At 36.8% G+C, this 12,476-nt stretch carries 15 protein-coding genes; 8 read left to right on the top strand and 7 right to left on the bottom strand.

Annotated elements, in window-relative coordinates:
- Window positions 1-443: 443 nt before the first annotated feature.
- From NG743_RS23895 to NG743_RS23885, 3 genes are all read right to left on the bottom strand, one after another.
- A complete protein-coding gene (locus tag NG743_RS23895; protein ID WP_152540422.1) occupies window positions 444-629 on the bottom strand; it encodes a hypothetical protein in 186 nt (61 codons plus the stop codon).
- A 406-nt stretch (window positions 630-1,035) separates the two neighbouring features.
- Window positions 1,036-1,158 carry a hypothetical protein gene (locus tag NG743_RS23890; RefSeq protein WP_236630549.1) on the bottom strand — a complete coding sequence of 41 codons (123 nt, stop codon included), beginning with the start codon at window positions 1,156-1,158 and terminating at the stop codon, window positions 1,036-1,038.
- A 274-nt stretch (window positions 1,159-1,432) separates the two neighbouring features.
- Complete coding sequence (locus NG743_RS23885; protein WP_257121037.1) at window positions 1,433-1,732, bottom strand: hypothetical protein; 300 nt, start codon at window positions 1,730-1,732, stop codon at window positions 1,433-1,435.
- A gap of 176 nt (window positions 1,733-1,908) precedes the next feature.
- Between NG743_RS23885 and NG743_RS23880 the strand changes: the two genes are divergently transcribed.
- Entirely contained in the window at window positions 1,909-2,163 is a 255-nt protein-coding gene (locus NG743_RS23880) for a type II toxin-antitoxin system Phd/YefM family antitoxin (RefSeq protein WP_027401523.1), read from the top strand.
- Window positions 2,156-2,416, top strand: coding sequence for a Txe/YoeB family addiction module toxin (locus NG743_RS23875; RefSeq protein ID WP_027401524.1), 261 nt, complete (start codon window positions 2,156-2,158; stop codon window positions 2,414-2,416). The genes NG743_RS23880 and NG743_RS23875 overlap by 8 nt, the downstream gene beginning before the upstream one ends.
- An 861-nt stretch (window positions 2,417-3,277) precedes the next feature.
- On the opposite strand, the gene cobA is transcribed toward NG743_RS23875, so the two are convergent.
- Entirely contained in the window at window positions 3,278-4,033 is a 756-nt protein-coding gene (gene cobA, locus NG743_RS23870; protein ID WP_193964702.1) for a uroporphyrinogen-III C-methyltransferase, read from the bottom strand.
- Window positions 4,026-4,769 (bottom strand): sirohydrochlorin chelatase, encoded by a 744-nt coding sequence (locus NG743_RS23865; protein ID WP_027401526.1) that lies wholly within the window; start codon window positions 4,767-4,769, stop codon window positions 4,026-4,028. The genes cobA and NG743_RS23865 overlap by 8 nt, the downstream gene beginning before the upstream one ends.
- 112 nt (window positions 4,770-4,881) lie before the next feature.
- On the opposite strand from NG743_RS23865, the gene NG743_RS23860 reads away from it, so the two are divergent.
- Window positions 4,882-5,499, top strand: a complete 618-nt coding sequence (locus tag NG743_RS23860; RefSeq protein ID WP_257121036.1) for a CAP family protein — start codon at window positions 4,882-4,884, stop codon at window positions 5,497-5,499.
- Window positions 5,500-6,283: 784 nt separating this feature from the next.
- Here the strand turns inward: NG743_RS23860 and hpnI are convergent.
- A complete protein-coding gene (gene hpnI / locus NG743_RS23855; RefSeq protein WP_257121035.1) occupies window positions 6,284-7,405 on the bottom strand; it encodes a bacteriohopanetetrol glucosamine biosynthesis glycosyltransferase HpnI in 1,122 nt (373 codons plus the stop codon).
- A gap of 51 nt (window positions 7,406-7,456) precedes the next feature.
- On the opposite strand from hpnI, the gene NG743_RS23850 reads away from it, so the two are divergent.
- From NG743_RS23850 to NG743_RS23830, 5 genes are all read left to right on the top strand, one after another.
- On the top strand, window positions 7,457-9,088 hold the full coding sequence (locus NG743_RS23850; RefSeq protein WP_257121034.1) for a cyclic peptide export ABC transporter: 1,632 nt from the start codon (window positions 7,457-7,459) through the stop codon (window positions 9,086-9,088).
- Window positions 9,089-9,193: 105 nt separating this feature from the next.
- On the top strand, window positions 9,194-9,577 hold the full coding sequence (locus NG743_RS23845) for a DUF2237 family protein (protein ID WP_193964150.1): 384 nt from the start codon (window positions 9,194-9,196) through the stop codon (window positions 9,575-9,577).
- Window positions 9,578-9,882: 305 nt separating this feature from the next.
- Window positions 9,883-10,422, top strand: coding sequence for a DNA-binding protein (locus NG743_RS23840; protein ID WP_193964148.1), 540 nt, complete (start codon window positions 9,883-9,885; stop codon window positions 10,420-10,422).
- Between the two features lie 5 nt (window positions 10,423-10,427).
- Window positions 10,428-10,568 (top strand): hypothetical protein, encoded by a 141-nt coding sequence (locus NG743_RS23835; protein WP_257121033.1) that lies wholly within the window; start codon window positions 10,428-10,430, stop codon window positions 10,566-10,568.
- A 4-nt stretch (window positions 10,569-10,572) separates the two neighbouring features.
- Complete coding sequence (locus tag NG743_RS23830; RefSeq protein ID WP_257121032.1) at window positions 10,573-11,094, top strand: hypothetical protein; 522 nt, start codon at window positions 10,573-10,575, stop codon at window positions 11,092-11,094.
- Window positions 11,095-11,338: 244 nt separating this feature from the next.
- Here NG743_RS23830 and NG743_RS23825 read toward each other — a convergent pair whose 3' ends face one another.
- Window positions 11,339-12,379 (bottom strand): J domain-containing protein, encoded by a 1,041-nt coding sequence (locus NG743_RS23825; protein ID WP_257121031.1) that lies wholly within the window; start codon window positions 12,377-12,379, stop codon window positions 11,339-11,341.
- Between the last annotated feature and the right edge of the window lie 97 nt (window positions 12,380-12,476).

The following is a 12,476-nucleotide window of genomic DNA, read 5'->3' as shown; positions in this document are numbered from 1 at the left end:
AGTTAATTTCCCAGGCTAATACAAAACTTTACAAAAATTTTAGCCATAAATTTGCTCAGAAATGATCTAATTTGAGCGACAGTAAAAATTTACTATTGACAAATTGACAAATAAGTGATTGGTAACCTTTCAACGTTATTAATTTTAGTGATATGAAGTCAATATGAATCACTTTAACTTCGATATATGGTAGGGGTTTAGCACTACTCATTGGTGTCAACTTAGGTTACAGATGGCTTATTTGTTTGGCTTCTACACCCGCCAGGGAATAAATTCCCTGTCTCATAGCTCAAGTCCGTTAAAACGGACTAATGAATTTTCCTAGTATTTAGTCATCTTTTAGATGACTTTCGCTATTAGCAAGGAACTTGAGTTCCTTGCGGGATGAAGATTTTGCGTTAAGTTGACACCATTAAGCTTTTGCTTTACCCCTACCCACAGAATCAAATTATTAAGGCGTGTTGAGTATAGCATATTGCAATGACAATGACATTACGGTATTTGGTGAAAAAATCGCTATTTCTGGTAATAATTATAGCTAAACCCCGTCTAAGATGAAAACCATAGTTATTGAAAGTAGTGGGAGCATCTTGCTCCCTGCTGTTAAGTAGCAAGCAAGATGCCCGCATTACTTCAGGTTTCAAAATGGATGAGGTTTATAGCCATTAAGTAGAGATATTCCGCCGGAACGTCCTAACTACCCTGTCTGGTGCTATACAGCACTTCCTGATGTTATGAGGTACGGTTTTTTATCGCCAAACCCGTAGGGGCGCAGGGTCTGCGCCCTCCATTGCATTTCATTAGAGCGAGAATTGGGGGTTTTTGGCAAGGAAAGGTTAATATTTTTGATGATTTTGATCCGATTAGTAGGTCGCGGTTCAATACTGTTCGGTTAAGACTAAAAAACAAAAATACGTAGGTTGGGTTGAGGAACGAAACCCAACATTTTCAATGATTTTTTGGTTTTATACAATAGGTTGTTTACGTGGAAATTTTCGTTAACCGAACAGTATTGGGTCGCGGTTCGCTATCGCACTAACTTAATTGAGATTTGATATGTTCAGAAATTTGTCTTAAAATTTCTTCAATATCAACAGGTAAATATGGAAAAACGGAATCTTCAAAACCATCATGTAAATAATGGGGATAGGTTGAAATTTCAGGATGATGGGGTGCGTTATCCCAACGTTTTATTAGTTTTCTATTTTCAGTTTGTCAATGGAAACTATATTTAATTATTTCTACTTTGATGCTATTTGCAAGAATTCAAACATTTCTAAAAAGCTACCATCTTTTAATGTCAGACGATAACGTCATAGTCCTTTATCAGTTTGTGATTCTTCTCGAATAATCGTTACATTTACGACTTCTGGACAAAGTGCAATTACAGATTTTATCCATGCCAAATAGTCATTGGCATTTCTAACATTTTTCATAAAGCTTGTTCTAATTTATGGATTTTTTGTAAGATATCTTTGCGTAGTTCGCGTAAGCCGAACCATTCAAAAAAATCCATTTCATCTCCCAAATTTCCTGAGTTAAATTGTTCTAAAAATTGTTCAGAAGCGAGTTGATATTTTTTCTCAAATTTATCTATATCTAAGTTATAGATAGCGAGTTTTTGACGATAACGAGTTAAAATTACATTTAAAAGTTGTCCAATAATTCTATCTAATTCTGTGTTGTCGCTACGGGTTTCACTCAACAATTCTAATTTTTCTAATGTATTCATAATTATATATATGTTTTTAGTGAATTTTTTCTTGATCATACACTATTCGAGGCAATAAATACCATATATGGGTGCGGCTCTTTTAGGAAGACAAAATACTACATCCGCGTCTGGGGATTGTACAATTTGCCCAAACCCGCTATACTTGTACAACAAACAGTACAGGTTCTCCGCCAATGAAAATTATCTCTTTTAGCGAGGCCAGAAATAGTCTGAAAACGGTTTTAGACCAGGTGACGGAAGATGCCGACTATACAATTATCACTAGACGGGATGCTGATGATACGGTGGTGATGTCCCTGGAGTTTTTTAATAGTCTCATGGAGACTGTGCATTTATTGAAGTCTCCGGCAAATGCAGCCCATTTAGAACGTTCCATTGCTCAATTTAAGCAGGGGAAAGTGGTGCAGCGAGATTTGTTAAATGAGTAGAATGTTGGCTTGGACTGATGAGGCTTGGGGTAATTATCTTTACTGGCAAGGGCAAGACAAAAAGACTCTCAAAAGAATCAATAAGTTGATTGAGGAGACGATGCGGATGCCTTTTGAGGGTATTGGTAAACCAGAGCCTCTCAAGGAAAATTTAGCCGGATTTTGGTCACGGCGAATTGATGATACAAATCGTTTGGTTTATGCTGTTGATGATGTCTATGTAACTATTATTTCTTGCCGATATCATTATTAATTTTGCACTAAGTAGGTTGGCGTTAAAAATTGTCGTTATGACAAGGGAACAGGGGACAGGTTTTGGGAGATTTTACTTTTCTTTACACAGTTTGGTTTTATAATGTTGACCTATTTATATTATTCATAATGGCTGTATGATAAGCTTGAATTATAGAAAATCAATAATACTTTTGATATTTATAACTTTTAGCAATTTGCCTTTAGATTTTCTTAATAATTAATTGAGAATCTTTTCTATTTATCAACGAGGTTGCTATACTTTCAGCGATTTGCTATAATTTCAGAGAATTTCATAATTGACTTATTATTGTCAATTTTGGATTTTTCAGAAGATGTTAGTCTCAAACCCTTTATTAACAGTAGTTTCAGAAATTAATTTCCCAGGCTGATACAAAACTTTACAAAAATTTTAGCCATAAATTTGCTTAAAAATGATCTAATTTTAGCGATCGCAAAAATTCCTTATTGACAAATTGACAAAAAAGTGATATGTAAATTGTCAATATTATTAGTTTTAGTGATATTAAATCAACATGAATTACCTTAACTATGAAGCAATCACAACCCTTGCGATTGCGTCCCTTCGCTCGCAATGACTGTAAATATTTTTGTCCAATTACTTACCCCACCCTAACCCTCCCCGATGCTTTGGGGAGGGAACTAATTTTCCGGTTTCCCCCCAAAGCATCGGGGGGATTAAGGGGGGTAATTTAACTTGTGTGTACACGATAGCCTCTTGTAAGGGGGGTAACAATAAAATAAAAATCTGCTTCCCTCCCCTTGACAAGGGGAGGGTTAGGGAGGGGTAAAACATTTGATACAACAATCTTCAATGTTGTTAAACTTAACTAATTCATAATTATTTAATTTCCTTTTTTTCCTTACCAGATAATATATCGTGCATCTTAACGACTGCACCAATTACAGCTATTGCTGGGGCAAGAAATCCTTTTGTTTCCACTTGTTGGACAATTGTTCCTAACTCACCAATTAATTCTTCCTGTTCTAGCCGAGTTCCCCAGCGAATTAAGGCAATGGGTGTATCTAAACTCAATCCAGCTAGGGTAAATTGTTCAATAATGTAGGGTAAATTATGAATACCCATATAAATTACTATAGTTTCCGAACCGTGAGCGATCGCTTGCCAATTTACCTGGGGTTTATACTTACCAGCGGATTCATGTCCAGTTACAAAGGTGACAGAAGAACTATAAAGACGATGGGTTAAAGGAATACCTGCATAGGCGGCAGCGGCGATTCCTGATGTAATTCCGGGGACAACTTCTACCTGGATACCTGCGGCTATTAATTCCGCCATTTCTTCCCCACCACGACCAAAGATAAAAGGATCACCACCTTTGAGGCGGACAACTATGGCATGATTTTCTGCTTTTTCAATGAGTAATTGGGTGGTGACTTCCTGTAACAGTGAATGTCTACCCATACGTTTACCCGCGTTGATTTGTTCGGCTTGGGGATTGATCATTTCCAGCACTTCTGGACTCACCAAAGCATCATAAATAACCACATCTGCACAAGCTAATAAACCTTTTCCTTTGAGAGTCATGAGTCCAGGATCTCCAGGACCTGCACCGACTAAATAAACTTTACCCAACAACTTTTTCCTCTTCTGTGATGAAATTCTCAATTAAATCAGCAAATTCTCGACTTGTTCCTAATGGTTGTGCGAGTTGAAAACTGACTGATGGAAATTGTAATTTTAGCGTTTCTACTGCCAGGGCGATCGCATCAGTTATCCCACCTGTAAATAAAAAATAGGGGAAAATCGCAATTCGTCCATAACCAGCAGCGATTAATTCTTGTACTCTGACTTCTAAACTGGGAGGGACAGACCAATAGGCTGTAACTGCGCCGACGGTAGCTGCTATACTTTCGACAGAGGTATGAGAACCAGCCCGTCGGCTACCATGAGCTAAAATAATGGATACATCTGCTTTAATCGTAGTCATTATCCCCGCAAAAAACTTTTCTAAACCAGGATAACTACCAATATAAGGACGCAATTCTATTATCATTCCTTCACTGATAGCCTGTTCTGCTAGGGCGATTTCTGCGGGAATATCAGTCATCACATGAAATCCCGGTAACAAAAATAGGGGAATAATTTGCAGCTTTTTACAGCCAAAAGCCTGAACAAGATGAGCAAAATCTTGAATTTGCAGATGTAAAGGTTGGATATTTGCCTCTAGGGTAGCAACTTCTACGAAATTTTCCCCTGGGGGTAATATCTCTCTTAACAGCCTAGCTAATTGCTGCATAGCCATATCTGGACGAAGATCACGACTCCCATGAGACACTAAAAGATAAGCGGTAATGTTGTTAAGTTGCATATTAGGTAAATCAAACAAAAGCCGCAGCGGGGACTGTAAAGATTAAATCACAATTCGCCCTATACTCTGACTTTGTTCAAAATTCATTCTTGTTATAGGAAGGATAAAAATCATGAATAAACTTCTTTTATATTTTGCATTAACAACAGGTACAGCGTTAACCCTCGGACTCACAGGAATCATTCCCTCTCAGGTGGCAAATTTAATGCCAATTGGTAGCAATCCTGCTTTAGCGCAAACAAATATTGATTTGAATGTTCTTAGAAGCAATGCTTTGTCTAAACATAACGTTTATCGAGCTATCCATCGTAGTCCCAATATGACAATTAGTAATTCTGCTAATAACACTGCTCAAACCTGGGCGCAATACTTAGCAACCAATGGATTGCTTCAACACAGTGCAGCTAATCAGCGCAATAATGCTGGAGAAAACTTATATGTTTACTACACTACAGCCCCTTCGATAAGTTCAGACAGCCTGGCTAACACAGCAGTTCAGTCATGGTACGATGAAGTCAAAGCTTATAACTATAATAGTCCAGGTTTCTCTTCTGCTACCGGGCATTTTACCCAGGTTGTGTGGAAAAGTAGCACCCAGTTAGGTTGTGGTGCGGCAAGAGGCACTAAAACTATGAATGGGACTAAATTCAACGCTTTCTATGTGGTCTGTCATTATATACCCGCTGGTAACGTGCAAGGTCAGTTTCCCGCCAACGTTCTAAAACCGTAGAGAAAAAGTCATTTTTCTGTTTTCCATACTCAAAACGGCTGGGACATAAGTAGGTGAACACAATAAAACCAATCTATGTAAAGAAAAGTAAAATAGCCCAAACCCTCTTCACTCTTGCCTTTTGCATGAGTGCCTCTTGCCTTGCCATAACGACGATTTTCAATGCTAACCTACTTAGACTTTTGCAAAATTATGAAAAACTTAGTAGTTCGTCAAATTTATTTTGACGGGTAATGATCAGAAAAAACTTCTGTTCTTCCCTTCCCCCTGCCTCTCTTCTCCCCCTGCTTGTCTTCTATTGGCTTCCACACCCGCCAGGGAATGAATTCCCTGTCTGATAGCTCAAGTCCGTTTTAACGGACTACTAAAGCAGTGCGAAAGTCAAAACTAAACACGGGTGAGATTTAAATTGCCAAATGACAAAGAACCCAGATGTGTAGGGGTAAAGCAAGAGCTTCATTGGTGTCAACTTAAGCTCAAATCCCTACCACATCTCGTTCCTAGTCTCTGACTAGGAATGCAGTTGATGAGGCTCTGCCTCTAATATTATTGAAGGCAGAGCCTTTTAGAATTCATTCCCAGTCAGAGACTGGGAATGAGGTGAAAAATTTCCGGGTTATTTAGTCATCTTCAGATGACTTCTGCTATTAGACTGGGAATTCATTCCCAGGCGGGCTACAGGTTTTACGTTAAGTTGACACCTATGAAGCTCTTGCTTTACCCCTACGTTTAGAATCAAACAATCAAGCCGTTTTGAGTATAAATCTCTACTAATTCTTGATTCCTAACTTTTGATTATTTGCAATTTACCATTTTTAACTAGTTTAAATTTTGTCCCTCGCCATTCAATAGTATTACCAAAAAATCCACAACACCAAATTATAAATCTCACTATATCCGCAACAGGAATCAGCCAAAAGAATTTTTTAGTAACTGCGTCATTGAGAAGTTTTACTCCTATTACCCAAGCCATAATCAAGCGCATTAGCAAAGTGATGGAGAAAACTAAGCAAGAAAAAATAGAACCACTGCTAGTTATTAATAATAGTAAACTAGAAACTGTGCCAAAAGTAAATATTAAGCCGATATAACCCCAAGGACGAGAAACACGAATACAACGCGCCCAACGAATTTGGCGATTGATAGAATCTAATAAACTACTATGTCCTAATCCGTGTTCGACGATATAGTTAGATAATACTACTTTGTCACCTGCTTGGGTTGGTAAATAGCCGAGTTGATAATCATCTGCTAAATAATCAGCTAGAGCGGCAAAACCGCCAATTTTTGCTAATGTGGTTTTACGCATGACAATAGTTGAACCCAAAGCGAACTTTATTCCCTCTAATTGTTTACTAACTAAAATACCCGGTTGAAAGTCTGTGGCTGTACAAATAGCTTCTAAAATCGTGGCTATTCCTTCGGCTGTAGAACGATATAAACAGGTGACAACACCGACTTTTTGATCTTGTAATGGTTGAATAACTGTTTGCAAATATTCTGAACTGACACGAATATCACTGTCAGAAATGAGGAAAATATCATGTTTGGCGGTGGTAACAGCATTAGCTAAGTTACTAATTTTCAAATTAGCACCGATAATATGATCTTTCACCACTAAACTAATATCTATTTCTGGAAATTGTTGAATTAGTTTCTCAACTACTTCTATACTAGGGTCTGTGGAACTGCGGACACTAAAAATAATTTGATATTGGGGATAATCTTGTTGACAAAATGAAGCTAGGTTGGCGTAAGTCCCCTTATCAACACCACATAGGGGTTTCAGGATAGTGACAGGGGGATGGAAATCGGGGTTTATGGGAGGAGAGTCCCGCAAAAAAGCTATCGCTGTATAAACCCCATAGGTGTAAAATAAAACGGCTGATAAACAGAATATCAACATAAGCAGGGGAAATAGTTTTCCTAATGACTAATAACTAATGACTAATAACCAATGAATCTAATTTACTTTCTTTTGCGTTCTTCTTGGACAATGGTAGCGATCGCTATTATCACAGGTTTTTTGAGTGGTGGTAGTAGTGCGGGATTAATCGCCTTAATTAGTAGTGCAGCGAGTAAAAGCAATGCCGCACCTCTGACAACTATAGCTTGGGGTTTCGTCGGTTTAGTCACCGTAGCCTTAATTACTGGCGTAATGTCCCAAATCATGTTAATTCGCTTATCTCAAAATGCCGTTTTGCAATTACGAATGCAGTTAAGTCGGCAAATATTAGCATCGGAATTAAGTCATTTAGAACAATTAGGAAACCCCCGCCTATTAGCAACTTTAACAGAAGATGTCCAAGCCGTAGCAAATGCTGTCTATGTCATTCCATTTTTATGTATTGATATATCAATGGCTTTAGGCTGTTTATTATATATAACTTGGCTATCTTGGTTAGTATTTATTATGGTTGTGGTTTTAATGATTGCGGCTATTGCTAGTTGTAAATTGTTATTAGATAAGGGAGAAAAATTATTAGCTTTAGCCCGTGAAGATCAAGATAGTTTATTTAATAATTTTAGCACGATTACAGCCGGCATTAAAGAACTCAAACTTCACTATCAACGCCGTCAATTTTTCCTGAGTAATCGTTTAGAATCCACAGCCAGTAGATTTAGAAATCACAATGTTCAAGGTTTAACCTTGTTTGCGACAACTGCCAGTTGGGGTAAACTCATATTTTTCTTTGCCATTGGTTTTGTTCTCTTTATTTTACCCCATTTATTCGCCATTGATGCCGAAACTTTATCCGGTTATATTCTCACATTTACTTATTTAATGTTGCCTATGGATAATATTTCCAATAACTTACCATTAATTAGTAAAGCCAGCGTTGCCTTACAAAAAATCGAATCTTTAGATTTATCTTTAGCCAGTCGGGCGGAAATTGCCACAGCACCACCTCATGCTCTCACAAATTGGCACAGTTTACAAATGATAAATGTTACTCACACTTATTATACAGATAAAGAAGATAAAAGCTTTATTCTCGGTCCAATTAATCTTACCCTTTACCCCCAAGAATTAGTTTTTATTGTGGGAGGTAATGGTAGCGGTAAATCGTCTTTAGCGAAATTAATCACTGGGTTATATATTCCCGAACAGGGCGAAATTATTTTAGATGAAACTTTGATTACAGAAAATAACCGCGAATGGTATCGGCAACATTTTTCTGTAGTATTTTCTGATTTTTATTTATTTGAAGAATTGTTAGGATTAGAAAATAATCATAACTTAGATATTCAAGCCCAAAAATATTTAGAGAAATTACAACTTGATCATAAAGTTAAAATCGAAAATGGGCAACTTTCCACCACTTCCCTTTCCCAAGGACAAAGAAAACGCCTCGCATTACTCACAGCATATTTAGAAAATCGGTCAATTTATCTATTTGATGAATGGGCGGCTGATCAAGATCCATTATTCAAAGATATATTCTATACTCAATTACTGCCAGAATTAAAAGCACAGGGAAAAACAATTTTAGTAATTAGTCATGATGATCATTATTTTCATTTAGCCGATAGAATTATTAAATTAAACTATGGTAAAATTGAATTTGATAAACTCCCACAAACTTAAAAAATCAAGACCTACGCAAAATATCTCTCAAACCCTCTTTCTCTGCGTCCTCTGCGCCTCTGCGGTTCGTTTTCCCTAATAAATTAAAATTGTGAGGAATTAATCATGACAGAAGCTAAAAACGTACTGGGAACAAAATTAGAAATTTGCTGCACTTCTCCCATGACTGGATTTTACCGTGACGGGTTTTGTACCACAGGTGGACAAGATATGGGAATGCACGTCGTTTGCGCTCAAGTCACAGAGGAATTTTTGCAATATACCAAATCCCAGGGTAATGATTTGAGTACACCTGCACCTTATTTTGGTTTTCCCGGCTTAAAACCCGGTGATTGTTGGTGTTTATGCGCTGCAAGATGGCAAGAAGCTTTAGAAGATGGTGTTGCACCGACCGTAGTTTTAGAAGCTACCCATGCTAGGGCTTTAGAAGTTTGTAATTTAGCAGATTTGCAAAAACATCGGGTAATTCGTAATGAGGAAAATGGTTAATAATTATTAATAAATATAGCATTTGTAGGGTGTGTTAGGCAAAGCCGTAAGGCACACTAAACCTTCAAAATCAGCGAACGGACAGATTTCATTCTAGATTTAAGCAACGAATTTAGGTATTTCCAGCCATCGTGAGATAGAATTCCATCAAGCCCAAAATGGCGCATTCTCGTAAATACACAAAATGTCAGATTTTAGAATGAAATAATCCTACTAATCACGCAAAACTAATTCGGAAAGTAGTTGATAAGTGTATTCGTTTAGAGGAAAAACAACCGACTACTTCTAATGAAGGATAATGCAAAATGCAAGAATATGAATTCACTCTAAAATTCAAACTTCCCAACCCTGTTACTGATCCTGAGATGTACATTGAAGTCCTTTATGAATCAGGCTGTGATGATGCAATTATTGGTATTGGTATGAAAGGTTTTATTGGACTTGATTTTATTCGTGAGGCATCATCTGCGTGTGAGGCGATTTCCAGTGCAATAAAAGATGTAAGAAAAGCCATTCCACAAGCAGAACTTATAGAAGCTTCACCTGATTTTGTTGGTATAACAGATGTTGCAAAACTTCTAGGATGTTCGAGACAAAATATCCAAAAATTACTATCAAAAAGTAATTCAAACCTTCCTTTAACTGTTTACGAAGGATCGCAATTGGTCTGGCATCTTTTTGAAATTCTTACTTGGTTGATTGAGTCTAAGGATTATAATATTGATCAATCTCTGTTAGAAATTGCTAAAACCACGAGGAATTTAAATTTTATCAAAGAGTCCCAAAAGTTAGATCATGAGATGCAAAAACAATTCCAAGAACTCGTTTTTTCTAACAATATGTAATATCTATGAAAATACTGACACCCGATGGAAAAACCGTGATTTCTGGTTCACTTGACAAAACTATCAAAATCTGGGATTTAGCAATGGGAAGAAAAAGATCAAATTTATTTTATTTTCGCTCGTCTCCCCTATCAAAAATCCCATAGTGGCTTGTTAATTGAAGCACCTTCACAGATTTTAGATTTAGCAGATTATCCAGTGGAAAATCGGGAGGATATTCAAGCATATATTCGGAAGAAACGAACCGCAGAGACGCAGAGTTCGCAGAGAAATATAGTTGAATTAATTAATGAAAATGAAGATAATTTTATGTATGTGCAGCAGGTTTTAAAAGCTATGGCTGATGGTTTTTATTCTGTCAATAATTTTGACCAAATTCCCCTAGATTTAGAAACCTATTATCAACAACATTGGCAAAAGATGCAAGGTGATGGTTTATCTGATGTTGCGATGGATATTTTGCGGGTTTTAACTGCTGAAGAAACTCAACCAATGTCAACGGTAGCTATTAGTCAAATTATCAAAGCTGATGTTTTTGATGTGGCGGAAATTATGGAAACTTGGTTAGAATTTTTGCAAGAAACACGGGAGGGTAAGGAAACTAGATATCAATTATATCATCACAGTTTCCGGTTATATCTTCATGATTACAGCACTTTGCCTAACGGTTAAATACAAGAATTAAAGGAATAATTTTAAAAATTAAGATGAAACCTGTCCCAGTCGCGCAAAGTGTTGTAATCATGAGAATAATTCACCGCAGATAAACGCAGATAACCGCGGATGAATTAATGGATTTTATAATTCTGTGTAGGATCATATCAAGTTGGGATATAGCGGTATGCACTTGAATAAGATACAGTAATAAGCCCCCTCATCGCTTGCGGGGAGGGGGTTGGGGGTGGGGTGGATATTGTTAATTAAAATCCATCATATCTCCAAAGTCTTCCATCATCTTATCCATTAATTCTTCCATCATATCCTGCTGCATAGAACGGAGACTTTCTGGTCCTGCGAGAAATTCTTTAATAGTTATTTTTTTATCTTTAAAATCTTTAACAAAATCACGAATCTCCGCAACTATTTTAGTTTGATTTTGCATGGTTTCCACCATCATCCCGATACAATCAACACCTTGTTTAGCTGCTTTTTTGTAATCAGCAACCATTGTTCCTTCTGGCGTGTTTTTTGCTAATCGAAGTTCTTGCTTCAATTTCTCATATTGATTTTTGAGAATTTGATTGTGTTGTTCCATATTTTTACATTTGCGACTTAAATCATCTTCACTATTATTATCAATTGTTTCTCCAACTTCATATTTACGTTCAATTTCCAAAAGTCGCGCTAAATCTCCATCTTGATAAGCTTTATTAATTTCCTTCATGATTTCCGTGTGAGTCATTTGGGTTTCATTGTCTTTAACCTTATCCGGATGAAAGATTTCCGCTAACCGCAAAAATGTCTGTCGAATTTTCCTAGATTCATCTGTTCTCGCTACCGTTGGAGATTCGGAATCTTGTTCTGCTTCCCAAAATTGACGACGACGTTGATGGTTTTCTTCAGAATCATCATCTTCAAATAATTCATCTAATTCTTCATCATCATCAATAGGTTTATAACTAATAATTCCTCCCATTTGTAAACTTCTGTACAGTGATTCTATATTTTTTTGGGTTTGTTTTCCCATTTTTCTCGTAGTTAAAATTTCTGCAAACAAAGCATGAATTTCTGCATCTAATTCCGCCATTGTTTTCATGTTCGGACTAACTTTATGAAATACCTCTGTCGCCAAAGAACGCATTTTTTCGACAAAATTATTTAATTCTGTCCGCTTTCTCTTAATTTGTTTCAATAAAGATTCATGTTCCTTCTCTAAACCCTGTAACTGGAGATGTAAGTCAGAAAGCGCGAGAGGAGTGACTGTAGTTGAGGATACTGTTTTTGTTTTGCGTGCCATAATAGTAGATGCAAGTAAAATCAGGGTATTTATCTGTGTTTATCCGCGTTTATCTGCGTTTAATTATTCTCGAAGATTCTACACAAATTCAATAAAA

The sequence above is a fragment of the Dolichospermum heterosporum TAC447 genome (assembly GCF_024584745.1).
In the GTDB taxonomy this organism is placed as follows: Bacteria; Cyanobacteriota; Cyanobacteriia; order Cyanobacteriales; family Nostocaceae; genus Dolichospermum; species Dolichospermum heterosporum.
Note: the sequence above shows the minus strand (reverse complement) of the source record. Positions and strands in the feature narration are given on the sequence as shown.